General features: G+C 64.4%; 15 protein-coding genes. 7 read left to right on the top strand and 8 right to left on the bottom strand.

Features of this window, described 5'->3' with window-relative positions:
- Nucleotides 1–6: 6 nt before the first annotated feature.
- Nucleotides 7–1,035 (top strand): DNA polymerase III subunit delta, encoded by a 1,029-nt coding sequence (gene holA, locus ACQR1I_RS29450; RefSeq protein ID WP_434869590.1) that lies wholly within the window; start codon nucleotides 7–9, stop codon nucleotides 1,033–1,035.
- Between the two features lie 442 nt (nucleotides 1,036–1,477).
- Here holA and ACQR1I_RS29445 read toward each other — a convergent pair whose 3' ends face one another.
- From ACQR1I_RS29445 to hemJ, 7 genes are all read right to left on the bottom strand, one after another.
- On the bottom strand, nucleotides 1,478–2,374 hold the full coding sequence (locus ACQR1I_RS29445) for a ParB/RepB/Spo0J family partition protein (RefSeq protein WP_434869771.1): 897 nt from the start codon (nucleotides 2,372–2,374) through the stop codon (nucleotides 1,478–1,480).
- A gap of 159 nt (nucleotides 2,375–2,533) precedes the next feature.
- A complete protein-coding gene (locus ACQR1I_RS29440) occupies nucleotides 2,534–3,385 on the bottom strand; it encodes a ParA family protein (protein WP_434869589.1) in 852 nt (283 codons plus the stop codon).
- A 31-nt stretch (nucleotides 3,386–3,416) separates the two neighbouring features.
- The gene (gene rsmG / locus ACQR1I_RS29435; RefSeq protein WP_434869588.1) at nucleotides 3,417–4,085 is read right to left on the bottom strand and encodes a 16S rRNA (guanine(527)-N(7))-methyltransferase RsmG; all 669 of its coding nucleotides are present in this window, start codon (nucleotides 4,083–4,085) and stop codon (nucleotides 3,417–3,419) included.
- Between the two features lie 12 nt (nucleotides 4,086–4,097).
- A complete protein-coding gene (gene mnmG / locus ACQR1I_RS29430; RefSeq protein WP_434869587.1) occupies nucleotides 4,098–5,975 on the bottom strand; it encodes a tRNA uridine-5-carboxymethylaminomethyl(34) synthesis enzyme MnmG in 1,878 nt (625 codons plus the stop codon).
- A 222-nt stretch (nucleotides 5,976–6,197) separates the two neighbouring features.
- The gene (gene mnmE / locus ACQR1I_RS29425; RefSeq protein WP_434869586.1) at nucleotides 6,198–7,535 is read right to left on the bottom strand and encodes a tRNA uridine-5-carboxymethylaminomethyl(34) synthesis GTPase MnmE; all 1,338 of its coding nucleotides are present in this window, start codon (nucleotides 7,533–7,535) and stop codon (nucleotides 6,198–6,200) included.
- Between the two features lie 301 nt (nucleotides 7,536–7,836).
- On the bottom strand, nucleotides 7,837–9,102 hold the full coding sequence (rho, locus tag ACQR1I_RS29420) for a transcription termination factor Rho (protein ID WP_434869585.1): 1,266 nt from the start codon (nucleotides 9,100–9,102) through the stop codon (nucleotides 7,837–7,839).
- A 241-nt stretch (nucleotides 9,103–9,343) separates the two neighbouring features.
- Nucleotides 9,344–9,766 (bottom strand): protoporphyrinogen oxidase HemJ, encoded by a 423-nt coding sequence (hemJ, locus tag ACQR1I_RS29415; RefSeq protein WP_434869584.1) that lies wholly within the window; start codon nucleotides 9,764–9,766, stop codon nucleotides 9,344–9,346.
- Between the two features lie 416 nt (nucleotides 9,767–10,182).
- Between hemJ and ACQR1I_RS29410 the strand changes: the two genes are divergently transcribed.
- From ACQR1I_RS29410 to dnaQ, 4 genes are read left to right on the top strand one after another with little or no spacing between them, the layout of a single operon-like run.
- Complete coding sequence (locus ACQR1I_RS29410; protein ID WP_434869770.1) at nucleotides 10,183–11,022, top strand: pyruvate, water dikinase regulatory protein; 840 nt, start codon at nucleotides 10,183–10,185, stop codon at nucleotides 11,020–11,022.
- A 10-nt stretch (nucleotides 11,023–11,032) separates the two neighbouring features.
- Nucleotides 11,033–11,641, top strand: a complete 609-nt coding sequence (locus ACQR1I_RS29405) for a Maf family protein (RefSeq protein ID WP_434869583.1) — start codon at nucleotides 11,033–11,035, stop codon at nucleotides 11,639–11,641.
- A gap of 33 nt (nucleotides 11,642–11,674) precedes the next feature.
- Entirely contained in the window at nucleotides 11,675–12,274 is a 600-nt protein-coding gene (gene coaE, locus ACQR1I_RS29400; RefSeq protein WP_434869582.1) for a dephospho-CoA kinase, read from the top strand.
- 33 nt (nucleotides 12,275–12,307) lie between these two features.
- The gene (gene dnaQ, locus ACQR1I_RS29395) at nucleotides 12,308–13,006 is read left to right on the top strand and encodes a DNA polymerase III subunit epsilon (protein ID WP_434869581.1); all 699 of its coding nucleotides are present in this window, start codon (nucleotides 12,308–12,310) and stop codon (nucleotides 13,004–13,006) included.
- A 59-nt stretch (nucleotides 13,007–13,065) separates the two neighbouring features.
- Here dnaQ and secB read toward each other — a convergent pair whose 3' ends face one another.
- Nucleotides 13,066–13,551, bottom strand: a complete 486-nt coding sequence (secB, locus tag ACQR1I_RS29390) for a protein-export chaperone SecB (RefSeq protein WP_434869580.1) — start codon at nucleotides 13,549–13,551, stop codon at nucleotides 13,066–13,068.
- Nucleotides 13,552–13,939: 388 nt separating this feature from the next.
- Here secB and ACQR1I_RS29385 point away from each other — a divergent pair, with 388 nt between their 5' ends.
- Together ACQR1I_RS29385 and mltA are read left to right on the top strand one after the other, a co-directional pair.
- Nucleotides 13,940–14,644 carry a Tim44/TimA family putative adaptor protein gene (locus ACQR1I_RS29385; protein WP_434869579.1) on the top strand — a complete coding sequence of 235 codons (705 nt, stop codon included), beginning with the start codon at nucleotides 13,940–13,942 and terminating at the stop codon, nucleotides 14,642–14,644.
- Nucleotides 14,645–14,797: 153 nt separating this feature from the next.
- On the top strand, nucleotides 14,798–16,405 hold the full coding sequence (gene mltA / locus ACQR1I_RS29380) for a murein transglycosylase A (RefSeq protein WP_434869578.1): 1,608 nt from the start codon (nucleotides 14,798–14,800) through the stop codon (nucleotides 16,403–16,405).
- The last annotated feature ends 28 nt before the right edge of the window (nucleotides 16,406–16,433 follow it).

Below are 16,433 nucleotides of genomic sequence, written 5' to 3'. Positions count from 1 at the left end.
ACGGCCGTGGTCGCACTGCGCGGACGAGACATCGACGCCTTCCTGGCCAAGCCGGATGCTTCCCGTCCGCTGATCCTGCTGTATGGCCCGGATGCCGGCCTCGTCCGCGAACGCGCCGAGGCGCTGATCGCTTCCGCAGTCGACAATCCCGACGATCCGTTTTCCGTGGTCCGGCTCGATGGCGACGATCTCGCTGCCGAGCCGTCGCGGCTGGTCGACGAAGCGATGACCGTGCCGCTGTTCGGCGGCCGCCGCGCGATCAGGGTGCGCGCAGGCTCGCGCACCTTCGCCAGCGGCGTCGAGACGCTGAGCCAGATGACCGTGCGCGATTGCCGCATCGTGATCGAGGCCGGCGACATCCGGCCCGACTCGCCGCTTCGCAAGATCTGCGAGAAGGCCGCGACTGCGGTGGCGATCGCCTGCTATCCCGACTCCGAGCGCGATCTCGCCAAGCTGATCGACGACGAGCTGCGCATCGCCAACTTGCGGATTGCGCCGGACGCGCGCGCCTCGCTGATGGCGCTGCTCGGTGGCGACCGCCAGGCCTCGCGCAACGAGGTCCGCAAGCTGACCCTGTTCGCGCATGGCGAGGGCGAGGTGACGCTCGATCACGTGATGGCGGTGGTCGCCGACGCCTCGGAGATGAAGCTCGACCCGATCGTCGACGGCGCGTTCGGCGGCAAGCCTGATGTGGTCGAGACCGAGTTCGGCAAGGCGATGATCGCCGGCACCTATCCCGGCGTGATCATCTCGGCGGCACAGCGACATGCAGCATGGCTGCACAAGTCCGCGCTCGCGGTCGCTTCTGGCACGCCGGTGTCGAGCATTCTTGAGGGCGGCTTTCCGCGGCTGCATTTCTCGCGCAAGCCGAGCGCGGAAGTCGCACTACGCAACTTCTCCCCGGCCCGGCTGCTTCCGATCATCGACCAGCTCGCCACCGCCGCGCTCGACATGCGCAAGCAGCCCAGCCTCGCCGCCGCGATCGCGCAGCGGACGTTGCTGTCGATCGCGCTGAACGCGCGGCGGAAGGGGTGATGCGCCGACGAGACGTCGGCGGCACCAGCGATGGTGACGAAGAACGCAGCCCAAGTGGACCCGAGACCGCGCCCCACTCTCCACCGTCATTCCGGGGCGCCCGAAGGGCGAGCCCGGAATCCATCGGGCTGGAGTATCCGCCGTGAGATGGATTCCGGGCTCGCTCTACGCGCGCCCCGGAATGACGGTGGAGAGAGCCGAGATCAGCGGAAGGACAAGCAACGGGGACGCATGCGCGCCACTATCGCGTCGTTCGTTGGTACCTCGTGGGTCGCTCGTCATGGCCGGGCTTGACCCGGGCATCCATCCTCTTCGACCGAGGACGCCGAAAGATGGATGGCCGGGTCAAGCCCGGCCATGACGAAGGTGAGAGCGGAACAACAGACTCTCTGAGAGCCCGAGGCGCAGTCGTGGCGACGTAGTCAGCGCCGCCAGCTGGCACCTAACCCTGCTCCAGCCGGCGCATTACCTCGTCGAGCTGCTCGAGGCTGCGATAGGTGATCTGCACGGTGCCGCCGGGGTCGCGGTGGCTGATCGACAGAGTAAGACCCAGCGCGTCGCCGACGCGCTTCTCCAGCGCGAGCGTATCCGCGTCCTTCTTCTCGGGCGCGGCGCTGCCGCCGGAGCTGCGCGGCTTCTGCGACTTGCGCTCGGGCACGCCCTCGTCATGCGCGAGCGCCTCGGTCTGGCGAACGTTCAGGCCTTCGGCGATGATCTTCTTCGCCGCCGTCAGCGGGTCCGGCAGGTTGATCAGCGCACGGGCGTGGCCGGCCGAGATCTGGCCGGTCGCGATGAAGCCCTGCACCTCGGCCGGCAGCTTGGTCAGCCGCATCATGTTGGCGACGTGGCTGCGGCTCTTGCCGACGATCTTGGCAATGTCTTCCTGGTTGCGTTTGAACTCGTTGGCCAGCGCATGATAGCCCTGCGCCTCCTCCATCGGATTGAGATCCTCGCGCTGCACGTTCTCGATGATCGCAAGCTCCAGCGCATCGCTGTCGCTGACATCAACGGGAACGATCGGCACCTCGTGCAGGCCGGCCGCCTGCGAGGCGCGCCAGCGGCGCTCGCCGGCGATGATCTCGAAGCGGTCCTGCTGGCCCTTGATCGGGCGCACCACGATCGGCTGGATCACGCCGTGCTGCTTGATCGAGGCCGAGAGCTCGGCGAGCTCGGCGTCGGAAAACGTCTTACGCGGGTTGCGCGGGTTCGGCTTGAGAAACTCGATCGGCACCTTGCGCTGATTGCGCGGCCGCTCCGCAGGAGCACCCGCCTCGCGGTTCACGTCACCGATCAGACTTGCAAGGCCCCGGCCCAATCGCGATCGCGACTCGTCCGCCATCGCCTTCTCCTTTGGATTCACGTCACGCTCCGCTTGCGTCTGCTGCCGAACCGCGGCGTCGGCGCAATGAAAAGGGGTTGCGAATCCCGCTGCCGGAATCCGCCGTCATCCTCGGTCGAGGCCCGGCTGACACGAGGTCAGCCGGCGACGTGGAAACGATTAGTTCGCGCGCAGATCGCGCTCGCGCTGGATGACCTCGGTCGCGAGCTTCAGATAGGCCTCGCTGCCGACGCACTTCAGGTCATAGACCAGCACCGGCTTGCCGTAGGACGGCGCTTCCGAGATGCGCACGTTGCGCGGGATCATGGTGTTGTAGACCTTCGATCCCATGAACTGGCGGACGTCGGCGACGACCTGGTTGGACAGGTTGTTGCGCGAGTCGAACATCGTCAGCACGATGCCGTGGATCGACAGGTTCGGGTTCAACGTCGAGCGCACCTGCTCGACGGTCTGCAGCAGCTGCGACAGACCTTCGAGCGCGAAGAACTCACACTGCAGCGGCACCAGGATCGCGTCGGAGGCGGCCATCGCATTGACCGTCAGCAGGTTCAGCGACGGGGGGCAGTCGACCAGCACGTATGTGTAGTCGCCCTCCGGCGAGACGTTGTTGTTGAGGCCGGCGATCGCGTCGCGCAGGCGGAAGGCGCGGTTGGCGCTGGCGCCGAGCTCGAGCTCGAGGCCCGACAGGTCCATCGTGGAGGAGGCGATGTGCAGCCGTGGCACGGCGGTCGCCACCACGGCGTCGCGCAGTGAGGCCTCACCGATCAGCACGTCGTAGGTCGAGCAGTTGCGGCTGCCGCGGTCGATGCCGAGACCGGTCGAGGCGTTGCCCTGCGGATCGAGATCGACGATCAGCACGCGCTCGCCGATGGCGGCCAGCGCCGTTCCCAAGTTGATCGCGGTCGTGGTCTTGCCGACCCCGCCCTTCTGGTTGGCGAGCGCCAGGATACGCGGATGCCCTTCCGGATGAGGGGCCCTATCTTCTTGATAAACTTCATCAATTACGGCCATGCGCGATCGCCATTGGTTGTATCAGCGGTATTCAGCTTTGTCGCTCGATGCAATCGATTGCGACGATCCAGCCCTGCCCGCCCGTGCGACTGGAGTGAAGTTTCGGCTCAATTTTCCAATACTTAGTAGATTCGGTCAATTCCGCTTCTACATCTTGACCCTTGAGAAACAGCGCTTTCGCGCCTTTTTTCACCAGGGGCTCCGCAAAGCCGATGAGTTGATGTAGCGGAGCCAGCGCGCGCGCAGTGACGCAATCGACTCGCCCGCTCCACTTCTCCACGATATCCCCGATCTCAGATAAATGCACGATCCCCGGAGCGCCGGTAACGCGAATTGCTTCGCGCAAGAACGCCGCCTTCTTGCCGATGCGCTCGACGAGGTGGACCTGGGCGCCGGGTCGCTCGGCCAAGGCGCAGGCCAGCACGACGCCAGGGAAGCCGCCGCCGCTGCCAAGGTCGACCCAGATTTTGGCGTCGGGTGCGAGGTCGAGAAGCTGCAGTGAGTCGGCGATGTGACGCGTCCAGAGCTGCGGCAATGTCGACGGCGCGACGAGGTTGGTCTTGGCCTGCCACTCGAGCAAGAGCGCGACATAGCGGTCGAGGCGCTGCTCCGTTTCACGTGAAACAGGAACCAACGCGAGAGCCTCGGCCTTGTCGGCGCTGAGGTCGGTGGCCGCTAATGCTGACGATGTTCGTTTCACGTGAAACGTTCCTCAGCCCGCAATCTTGTTGCGCCGCGCTTCACGGCGGAGATAGGCCGCCAGAATTCCAAGCGCGGCCGGCGTCATCCCGTCGATCCGACTCGCCTGCCCGATCGTCCATGGCTTTGCTGCCGTGAGCTTGGCGCGCGCCTCATTCGAGAGACCCGGGACAACGGCGTAGTCGATCTCGTCTAGCACGAGGCCCTCATCGCGCCGGAAGGCATCGACGTCCTCGCTCTGGCGGCGAACGTAGACATCATATTTCGCGTCGATCTCGAGATGGGTGGCGATGCCCAGGTCGATCGCGCCGAGCTCCGGCCAGATCGCCCGCACCTCGGCGAAGCCGATTTCCGGATAGGCCATCAGCTCGAACGCCGAGCGGCGCTGGCCGTCGCGGTTGAGTGTCAGCCCATGCTTGGCCGCCTCGTTCGGCGTGATCGTCAGTGACTTCGCGATCGTGCGCGCTGCCTCCAGCGCATTTATCTTGGCACGATGAAACCGCGCACGATCCGTCCCAACGCAGCCGAGCGCGATGCCCTTGTCGGTCAGCCGCTGATCGGCGTTGTCCGCTCGGAGCGTCAGGCGATACTCGGCGCGCGAGGTGAACATCCGATATGGCTCCGTGATCCCACGCGTGACCAGATCGTCGATCATCACGCCGAGATAGCCGTCGGCCCGGTCGAACACGATCGGCTCCCCGCCTCCCGCCGCCAGCGCGGCGTTGAGCCCGGCGACGAGGCCCTGCGCCGCCGCCTCCTCATATCCGGTCGTGCCGTTGATCTGGCCCGCGAGGAACAGTCCCTTCGTCCGCTTGGTCTGCAGCGTCGGTTCGAGCTCGCGCGGATCGACGTGGTCATATTCGATCGCATAGCCCGGCCGGATCATCCGGACCCGCTCCAGGCCCGGGATGGTCGGCAGCAGTGCGAGCTGAACCTCCTCCGGCAGCGAGGTGGAGATGCCGTTCGGATAGACCGTCGTATCGTCGAGTCCTTCCGGCTCCAGGAAGATCTGGTGGCCGTCGCGATCGCCGAAGCGGACGATCTTGTCCTCGACCGATGGACAGTAGCGCGGACCGGTCGACTTGATCTGGCCGGAGTACATCGGCGAGCGATGGACGTTGGCGCGGATCACATCGTGGGTCGCAGTGGTCGTCCGGGTGATGCCGCATTGGATCTGCGGAGTGGTGATCTCTTTGGTCAGGACAGAGAACGGCTCGGCCGGATCGTCGCCCGGCTGCATCTCGATGGCGGCCCAGTCGATGGTCGTGCCATCGAGGCGAGGTGGAGTCCCGGTCTTGAGGCGGCCGAGCTTGAAACCGATCGCCTCAAGCGATCCCGACAACCCCAGGGTCGGCGCTTCGTCGACCCGACCGGCCGGCCAGGTGCTTTCACCCAGGTGGATCAGGCCCCGAAGGAAGGTGCCGGTGGTGATCACCACCGCGCCGCTCGCGAAGGTTCGACCGTCAGCCAGTTTGAGACCGACGATGCGCCCGTCCCTGATGAGCAGCTCGTCCGCTTCGCCTTCGATCACGGTCAGGTTGGGAGTCTCGGTGATCGCCGCCTGCATGGCCGCAGCATAGAGCTTCCGGTCGGCCTGGGCTCGGGGGCCGCGAACGGCCGGTCCCTTGCGACGGTTCAGAACGCGAAACTGGATCCCGCCGGCATCGGCGACCCGGCCCATCAGACCATCCAGGGCATCGACCTCCCGAACGAGGTGTCCCTTGCCCAAGCCGCCAATCGCAGGATTGCAGGACATCGCGCCGATGGTCGCGAACCGATGCGTGACCAGAGCGGTGCGGGCGCCCATGCGCGCCGATGCGGCGGCCGCCTCACAGCCGGCGTGGCCGCCGCCGATGACAATCACGTCGTAGGAGGTCAGATACTCATTCATGACGGATATCTAGCGCTAGGAGATGGAGCCCGGAAGACGTTTCACGTGAAACATTGACGAGGAACGGCCGAGCGTTTCACGTGAAACATTCCGACGGCGTTCATGCGGATGTTTCACGTGAAACAACCTGCCAAGCTCGGCTCTCTGTTTCACGTGAAACACGTTGACGTTCGATTAACCAAGCAAGACTTCGTTAGGTATATTCCGCTCGCGGCGGGCGGGCTATTTGCCGATGCAGAACTCGCGGAAGATGACGTCGAGCAGATCCTCGACATCTACCCGGCCGAGAAGGCGTCCCAGGGCAAGCGCCGCGATCCGCAGCTCCTCCGCGGCCAGCTCTTCGCCGAGATCAACTGCTGCGATGCTCCGGCGGAGCGCGGCAGTGGTGTCGTTCAGCAGTGTCCGTTGCCGCTCCCGCGTGATCAGACCGCTCTCGATCGAGCCAAAATAGTCGCGCGCAAATCCGACCAGCGCCTCCAGCAGGCCGGACAGCCCCTGCCCGCTTTGCGCCGAGATGCGGAACGACCGGCCGTCGCCTTCGGAAGCGGTTTTCGTCACCCGCTCAGATGACTCCAGATCGACCTTGTTGCGGATCCGCCAGACCGGCACCTCTCCTTGCTGCTCGGCTTCTGCGCGGTCGTCCTCGGCGAGCCACAACACGAGATCGGCTTGCGACGCACGGTCCCTGGCGCGACGGACACCTTCCTGCTCCACCGGATCGTCGGTCTCCCGGATGCCGGCGGTGTCGATCACCGTCACCGGATAGCCATCCAGGTCGAGCTGCACTTCGATCAGGTCGCGGGTCGTGCCGGCATGGGGAGAGACGATCGCCACCTCGCGGCGCGCCAGCTGGTTCATCAGCGTCGACTTGCCGGCATTTGGCGGTCCGGCAATCACCACGGTCAGCCCATCGCGCAGACGTTCCGCCCGACCCTGCGCCGACAGCACGCCGTCGATCTCGGTGAGAAGCTGGGTGATCCGGGTCAGCGCCGGCGCCATCAGCTCAGTCGGCACGTCACCCTCGTCCGCGAAGTCGATCCCCGCCTCGATCAGCGCCGATGCCTGGATGATCTGGTCGCGCCAGCTCCGCGCCTTGTCCCCGAGCAGTCCTTTCAGCTGCCGCAGCGCCTGGCGCCGCTGGCGATCGGTGTCGGCGTGGATCAGATCATCGAGACCCTCGGCCTCGGTCAGATCGATCTTGCCGTTCTCGAACGCTCGCCGGGTGAATTCACCGGGCTCGGCGGCGCGCATCTGCGGCATGCCCGACAGCACTGCAAATAACGTCGCGATGACCGCGCGACTGCCGTGTACGTGCAGCTCGGCCACGTCTTCGCCAGTCGCGCTGGCCGGAGCGGGAAACCACAGCACGACGGCATCGTCGATCGGCTCGTGGCTAGCATCTCGAAGCAGTACCCGTGTCGCCAGCCGCGGTGTCGGCAGCTTGCCCGCAAGCATCTGGAGCGCAGCGCCCGCGTGCGACCCAGACAGTCTGACGACCGCGATCGCGCTCGGCAAACGTCCGGAGGACAGCGCGTAGATGGTCTGGTCGTGCGGATGCATCGTCCTCAGTTGGGCTTCGCCACGCGGAAAGACAATCAGTTTAGAGCGGCATGCTTTACGCCGATTGCCGACGCGAGACGAACCTCACCCCTCATCCTGAGGAGCTACGCAGCAGCGTCTCGAAGGATGAGGCCGGGATCGTAGAGTCGGAAAACGACCGTCTCATTGCTGCAGGCGTGCTGGCGTTGCTCACTGGATCAAGCCTTGGCATGGCCAACAGGGACAGCATGCTGTCCGTGATGCCCAAACAAAAAGGGCGCCCCGAAGAGCGCCCTTTCCAAACTCTGCGATCGGATCCCGATCAGGTGTTCATCGACTCGAAGAACTCCGAGTTGCTCTTGGTGCTGCGGAGCTTGTCGAGCAGGAAGTCGATCGCGTCCATCGTACCCATCGGATTGAGGATGCGGCGCAGGACATACATCTTCTTGAGGTTCTGCGGCTCGGTGATGAGCTCTTCCTTGCGGGTGCCGGAGCGGGCGATGTCGATCGCCGGGAAGGTCCGCTTGTCGGCGACCTTGCGGTCGAGGATGAGCTCGGAGTTGCCGGTGCCCTTGAACTCTTCGAAGATGACCTCGTCCATGCGGCTGCCGGTGTCGACCAGCGCCGTGGCGATGATCGTCAGCGAGCCGCCCTCTTCGATGTTGCGGGCGGCACCGAAGAAGCGCTTCGGCCGCTGCAGCGCGTTGGCGTCGACACCGCCGGTCAGCACCTTGCCCGAGGATGGCACGACGGTGTTATAGGCGCGGCCGAGACGGGTGATCGAATCCAGCAGGATGACGACGTCGCGGCCGTGCTCGACCAGGCGCTTAGCCTTCTCGATCACCATTTCTGCGACCTGCACGTGACGTACCGCCGGTTCGTCGAAGGTCGACGACACGACCTCGCCCTTCACCGAACGCTGCATGTCCGTGACTTCTTCCGGACGCTCGTCGATGAGGAGAACGATCAGGTAGCACTCGGGGTGATTGGCGGTGATCGAGTGCGCGATGTTCTGCATCAGCACGGTCTTGCCGGTACGCGGCGGCGCAACGATCAGGGCGCGCTGACCCTTGCCGATCGGAGCCACAATGTCGATGACGCGCGACGACAGATCCTTGCGCGTCGCGTCCTCGATCTCGAGCCGGAAACGCTCGTCCGGGAACAGCGGCGTGAGGTTGTCGAAATTGACCTTGTGCTTGGACTTCTCGGGATCCTCGAAGTTCAGCGTGTTGACCTTGAGCAGCGCGAAGTAACGCTCGCCCTCTTTCGGGCTGCGGATGTGACCCTCGATGGTGTCACCGGTGCGCAGGCCGAAGCGGCGGATCTGCGACGGCGAGACGTAGATGTCGTCGGGGCCGGGCAGGTAGTTCGCGTCGGGCGAGCGCAGGAAGCCGAAGCCGTCGGAGAGAACCTCGACGACGCCTTCGCCGATGATGTCCGTCTCCTGGATGGCGAGCTGCTTGAGGATGGCGAACATCAGCTCCTGCTTGCGCATCGTGCTGGCGTTCTCGACCCCGTTTTCCTCCGCAAAGGAGACGAGCTCGGCCGGCGTCTTTGACTTGAGGTCCTGTAGTTTCATTTCCCGCATTGGGGGTGGTCCTGTGGAAGCGACTTGGGAGGGATGCGAGGTGGCTGTGGGAAGGCGGACGAAAATGAGGTCCGCAGGTCTGAGCAAGGTTGGCGCCTGTGAGGCACCAGACCTGATGCGGCGGCCGGTCAAACCGGAACGCAACCACATCCGCCTGCGTGGGGTGGGATGTCCCCAATATAGAAAATTGCGCCGCCGTTCGCAAGGCATCTGCGGCGGAGCGGTATTCTCGTGGAACAGATCAGAACGGCTTGACGATCACGAGAATCACGACACCGATCATCAATACCGTTGGTACTTCATTGATAATACGGTAGAATTTCTGGCTGCGCGTATTCTGATCATTGCCGAATTCCCGCACCCAGCGGGTGAACAGTCCATGGACGCCGGACATGATCAGAACCAGCAGGAATTTCGCGTGGAACCAGCCGCTGGTATACCAGTGGCCGGCCCATACCAGATAAAGCCCGGCAAGCCAGGTCACCGTGATCGCCGGATTGATGATCGCCTTGAGCAGGCGACGCTCCATGATCTTGAACGTCTCGGACTGCTTCGAGCCGATCTCGGCGTCGCAGTGATAGACGAACAGGCGCGGCAGATACAGCATGCCGGCCATCCACGCGATGACCGCAATGACGTGCAGCGCCTTGATCCACTCGTACATCGGCTGGGCGATCCTCTTGGCCGGCGGGCCATCACGTTGGGAGGCGAGACATATCCGCTCGCTCGATCGCTTCCAAACCAAATAATTTTAGAATCTTAGGGTTTGAGTCTAGGTAGCGGTGGATTGGACTCATGCAATCCTGTCAGCAAATTTCCCGCAGCTTGTTCACATCCTTCAACAGGCGCCGATCGAGCGACGGCTGCCATGCGAGTCCGAAGTGATTCAAATGCTTGCCGAAAAGCTTCGACAGCTTATCCAGAGACAAAGCAGCCTCGCCCCGATATCATCGCAACGTTGCCTGGCGTTTTCCCGGACGGCGACCATGTGCAGAAGAATCGGGGTTATACAAAGGGGGCCCATCGGCGCTGCTTTTTGGCCCCATCCTTCACAGGGATTCACAGATCGTTAAGGATTTGATGCCCACCACCGGCAACTACTTTCACCTGCATCTGGTTTCCGACTCAACCGGCGAAACCTTGATCACGGTCGCGCGAGCGGTCGCTGCGCAATACGCCAATGTGACGCCGGTGGAGCATGTCTATCCGCTGGTCCGCAGCCAGAAGCAGCTCGATCGCGTGCTCGACGAGATCGAGGAGGCGCCGGGGATCGTGCTGTTCACGCTGCTCGAGAAGGACCTGGTCTCCAGGCTCGAAGCCAAGTGCCAGCAGATCAACATCCCGAGCCTGTCGATCATCGGGCCGGTGATGCAGCTGTTCGAAGCTTATCTCGGCGCGGCAACGGCGGGGCGCGTCGGCGCGCAGCACGTGCTCAATGCCGAATATTTCGCGCGCATCGACGCGCTGAACTACACGATGCTGCATGACGACGGCCAGATGGTCGACGGTCTCGAGGAAGCGGATGTGGTGCTGGTCGGTGTCTCCCGGACGTCGAAGACGCCGACCTCGATCTATCTCGCCAATCGTGGCGTGCGCACCGCCAACGTGCCGCTGGTGCCGGGCATTCCGATTCCGCACCAGCTGGAAACGCTGAAGAAGCCGCTGGTGGTGAGCCTGCACGCGACCCCCGAACGTTTGATCCAGGTGCGGCAGAATCGCCTGCTGAGCATGGGTGCCGAAAGCGGCAACGAGAACTATATCGACAAGCAGTCGGTCACCGATGAAGTGGCGTATGCGCGCAAGCTCAGCGCCCGGTTCAATTGGGTGATGCTCGACGTGACGCGCCGCTCGATCGAAGAGACGGCGGCCGCGATCCTGAAACTCTATACCGACCGGCAGCGGCAGCGCCTGCCGGAATGAGTTGACGACGATGACCTTATGGTGTGGTGACGAGCCGCTGGTTCTGGCCTCGCAGAGTCGAGCCCGGCGCATGCTGCTCGAGAATGCCGGCCTCGCCTGCGAGGCGATCGCGGCCGATATCGACGAGCGCGCGATTCAAGCCGAGGCGGGACTGGTTGCGCCGTATGAGATTGCGCTGCATCTGGCCACGGCCAAGGCGCAGGCGGTCTCGGCGATCAAGTCTGGCTCATATGTCATCGGCGCGGACCAGACGCTGGCGCTCGGCGAGCGCATGTTCAACAAGCCGGCGGGGCGTCAACAGGCCATGCACCAGCTGCTGGCTCTGGCCGGCCGGACCCATGCGCTGCATTCGGCGATTGCCGTCGTGCGCAACGGCGAGGTGCTGTTCTCGCATGTCGCGGTGGCCTGGATGACGATGCGGACGCTCACCGAGAGCGACGTTGCCTGCTATCTCGACACGGCCGGCCCCGCGGTGATGTCGAGCGTCGGTGCGTATCAGCTCGAAGGCCTCGGCGTGCATCTGTTCGACCGCATCGATGGCGATCATTTCACAATACTCGGCATGCCCCTGCTGCCGCTGCTGGCCTATTTGCGTGAAGCACGGCTGCTCAGGTTCTAGGACCGCGTCGGGATCACTGGGGAGCGAACGCGGATGAGAGTGCTGGGGCTGACCGGCTCGATGGGAATGGGAAAGTCGACGACGGCGAAGCTGTTCGCCGAAGCTGGCGTCCCCGTCTACGATGCCGACGCCACGGTCCATCACGTCTATAGTGGTGAGGCGGCTCCGGCCATCGAAGCCGCATTCCCAGGAACCACTGTCGACGGCAAGGTCGACCGCCCCAAATTATCGGCGAAGGTGGTCGGGGATCCCCAGGCGATCCGTCGTCTCGAAGCCATCGTCCATCCGATGCTGCGCTCCTATCATCAGAAGTTTCTCGACGATGCCGAGCAGTCTGGCGTGCCGGTCGCCGTGGTCGACGTCCCGCTGTTGTTCGAGACCGGTGGTGACAAGCGCGTGGATGCTGTCGTTGTCGTCTCGACCTCGCCCGAGATCCAGCGTCAGCGCATCCTGGCACGCGGCACGATGACGGAAGAGGCGCTGGATGCGCTGCTGGCGCGGCAGATGCCCGACGCGGAGAAACGCGCGCGCGCCGATTTCATCGTGGATACCTCGCACGGGCTTGACCCGGTGCGCGCCCGCATCCGCGACATTCTGGACGAGGTCGTTAAGATGCCGCGGCGGCGCGCCTGATTCGACGGCGCGGCAGGACCTGCGGACAGACCCATGCGTGAGATCGTGCTCGACACTGAAACCACCGGCCTCGACGCCCTCCGGGGTGATCGCCTGGTCGAGATCGGTTGTGTCGAGATCATCAACCGAATGCCGACCGGCCAGGTCTTTCACCGCTACATCAATCCGGAACGCGACATGCCCGCCGAGGCATTCGCGGTCCACGGCCTGTCGTCAGAATTCCTCGCCGACAAGCCGCTGTTCCACGAGGTGGTCGAGGACTTCCTGGCGTTCATCGGCGATGCGCCGCTGGTGATCCACAACGCCTCGTTCGACATCGGCTTCATCAATGCCGAGCTCGACCGCGTCAAGCGCGCGGCCATCCCGCGCGATCGCTTGGTCGACACGCTCATGCTGGCGCGCCGGAAACACCCGGGCGTGTCGAACCGGCTCGATGATCTGTGCTCGCGCTATGCGATCGATAATTCGCGCCGGACCAAGCACGGCGCTCTGCTCGACGCTGAACTGCTGGCCGAGGTCTATGTCGATCTGGTCGGTGCCCGCCAGTCGCAGCTGATCCTGACCCAGGACGCGCAAGAGATCCGCATCGGCGGGGCCGGCGACACGCCGCGCCGCCAGCGCGATGTTCCCTTGGCCCCGCGCGTCACCGAGGCGGAACGGGAGGCGCATCGCGCCTTCATCGCCACCCTGGGCGACAAGCCGATCTGGATGGAATTCCTGGCCGGCACGTGATCCGCGCATCGAGGCTGCGGACCACGGCCGTCAATCATGGCTAATGAAATCTGAACGTATCAGCTCGGCCGGATCTGAGCGGCTTCCGCGGCCTGACGCTCCATGTTCTGGCGGTACAGGCTGACGAAGTCGACCGGGTCCAGCATCAAGGGCGGGAAGCCGCCATCGCGGACCGAATTGGCAACGATCTCGCGGGCAAACGGGAACAGCAGCCGCGGGCACTCGATCAGCAGCATTGGCGACAGGTGCTCCTGGGGAACGTTGACCAGCCGGAAAACGCCGCCATAGACCAGATCGAAGCTGAACATGACCTGGCTGCCGCTCTCAGCCTTGCCTTCGATCGTCAGCGTCACCTCATATTCGGTCTCCGCCAGGGCGTTGGCGCCGACATTGATCTGGATGTTGATCTGTGGCGGCTGACCCTGCGGGGCGAGCGACTGCGGAGCATTCGGATTCTCGAACGAGAGATCCTTGATGTATTGCGCCAGTACGTTCAGCTGGGGAGGAGGGGCCGCCTCGGGATTGGCGCCGTTACCGTTGGTCATCGAAGTGTTCTCCTGGCACAAAAAGCGGGTCGTTGCGGCGCGTGGCTACCATAGGGCCGGCTTGTTCCACAAGGACGAGCCGCCGGCGGGCCTTATTGGCCGCCAATCAAGCCTGTCCGGGCCTGCTGTGCCACCATTTGTCGCATGAAGCGTTCGGCAGCTCGGTCTGGCGTTGGCAGGGATCGAAACACCAGCGATCCGATTTCCCCTTGGCTGGGAAACGGGTTAGGATCGCTGTGCCACAATGTGCCATTGGCCGGGCCCAATTCGATGACTACATCCGGTCAAAGCCAGCGTTCACGGGTCTTAACCAGGATCCTGTAACACGGGCGTCCGCAGGACGGGTCCAGCCGCCAGCCGGCCCGACGAAGTCAGAAAGCGAAACGACGTGTTTGATATTTATACCATCATCTTCCTGGCATTGGCGGTCTTCATCTTCGTGCGCCTGCGCGCGGTGCTCGGACAACGCACGGGCGACGAGCGGACCCCGTTCGATCGGGCCGCCCGCAACACGGTGCAAGGGGCCCCCGACAACCGCGTGATGCCGGTTCCCGGAGCGCCGATGGATGCAGGAGGGCCCGCCGGGGGCGCCGACATCGGCGTTCCGAGCGATCGCTGGCGCGGCTTGGCCGAGCCGGGCACGCCGCTGGCGCGTGGGCTCGACGCGGTCGTGGCGCAGGATTCTTCGTTCGACCCGCGTCATTTCCTGACCGGCGCCCGCAGCGCCTACGAGATGATCGTGCTGGCCTTCGCCAATGGCGATCGCCGCGCCTTGCGCGACCTTCTCTCGTCCGAGGTCTATGACAGCTTCGAGTCCGTCATCAAGGATCGTGAGAAGAACGAGCAGAAAACCGAGACGCGGTTCGTCTCGATCGACACCGCCGAGCTGGTCGGCGCTGATGTGCGGGACCGCACGGCGCAGCTGACGGTGCGGTTCGTCTCGCAGATGATCTCCGTGACCCGCGACAAGATGGGCAACATCGTCGACGGCAATCCGGACAAGGTCGCCGACATCACCGACATCTGGACCTTCGCGCGCGAGACCGGTTCGCGCGATCCGAACTGGAAGCTGGTGGGAACCGGCAGCCACTGACTTGAAATAACACCGGGACGTCCGGTGTCGAATGATCGCAATAGCTGCGATCGGCATGTCCACGGACCTGATTGGAGAGAACGACGCGGCGGCGATTGTTTAGTCCTGTTTTTCCGAGCTTCGCGTTGATTGGTCCTTTGATGGTGCGCAGGCATGGTTCGCGAAATCTGGAAGCGGGGATTCACCGCCCGTAGCCTTCGATACTGGACGCCGGCGCTCGCCTTGAGCGTCGCGGCCGTGGCGCTCGCGCCCTATGCGGCCGAGGCCGTACGCGCCCGCCATCGCTCGGCCGCATCAGCAGCGCCAGTGCGCCACCTGCCCTACCCCCACCTCGACTGGCCGCTCGAAATCGCCAACAGCCAATATGCGCCGCTGCAGTGGAGCGAGGTGCCCGGCTGGAACGATGACGATCAGCTCGCGGCCTACCGGACGTTCCGCGCCAGCTGCAAGCCGATCGCGGCCAAGCCCGACAGCGCCGCCGAGGACAAGGCGCTCGGCGATTCCCTGCGCGATCCCTGCCGCGATGCGCGCGCTGCCGATCTCGCCGACAACGCCGCGGCGCGCACCTTCTTCGAACGGCATTTCGAGCCGCTCAAGATCTCCAAGCTCGGCGATGCCGACGGCTTCGTCACCGGCTACTACGAGCCGATCATCGAGGGATCGCGGACCCAGAACGAGGTCTACAACGTTCCGGTCTACCGCCGTCCCTCGAACCTGTTCGTCCGCGGCTTCAAGCAGGACGCGACCAGCCTGCCCAACAAAGGTCTGGTGTATCGCAAGATCGGCCGGCGCAAGCTGGTGCCCTACTACGATCGCGCCGAGATCGAGGATGGCGCCATCGAGGGTCGCGGGCTGGAGATCGCGTGGCTCAGGAATCAGACGGATCTGTTGTTCGCGCAGATCCAGGGCTCGGCGCGCATCAGCCTCGACGACGGCTCGACGGTGCGCATCAACTACGATGCCTATAACGGCCATCCCTACACGCCGGTCGGCCGCATCCTGATCGAGCGCGGCATCATCCCGCGCGAGCAGATGTCGATGCAGCGCATCCGCGAGTGGATGGAGCAGAATCCGAACGGCGCCGACGACCTGCGCCGGATGAACCGCTCCTACATCTTCTTCCGCGAGGTGCAGCTGTCGGAGAAGGACGAGGCGGTCGGCGCACAGGGCATTCCGCTGACGCCGGGCCGCTCGATCGCGGTCGACAAGTCGCTGCACGTCTACGGCACGCCGTTCTTCATCACCGGCGAACTGCCGATCGACTCGGAAAAGACCAAGAACCCGTTTCACCGGCTGATGATCGCCCAGGATACCGGATCAGCCATCGTCGGCCCTGCCCGCGCCGATCTCTATTTCGGTGCCGGCCAAGAGGCGGGCAAAGTGTCCGGCCGGCTCAAGCACAGCATCCAGTTCGTGATGCTGGTGCCGCGGAGCCTCGATCCGGTCGCGCGCGGCCGGAAGATGCCGCTGCCGGACGCACGTCCGTCGGAAAAAATCGCAAAGCTGTTTCCGCAGCTGCCACCGACGGACGCTGCGAAGGACACCGTCAAGGATCAGCCGAAGGATCCGGCCAGCGTCGCTGCGGCCGTTGCCGCCAAGGACACGAAGGCCCCTGCCCCGACCACCGGCACGAGCGCCGCGACCACGGTGGCGCAGAACGTGGTGGCGCCCCCCGTGCCGCTGCCCGAGGCCCGGCCGCGGCTCGAAAGTGATCGCAATCTGCGCCGATTGCGTTATGGCAGACGCACCCGCCACCGCTGATGACAAGCCGTCTCCATGTCTGAAGATC

The organism is Bradyrhizobium sp. HKCCYLS2038, assembly GCF_051167655.1.
Taxonomy (GTDB): Bacteria; Pseudomonadota; Alphaproteobacteria; order Rhizobiales; family Xanthobacteraceae; genus Bradyrhizobium.
This window is presented reverse-complemented; position numbering and strand designations above follow the sequence as displayed.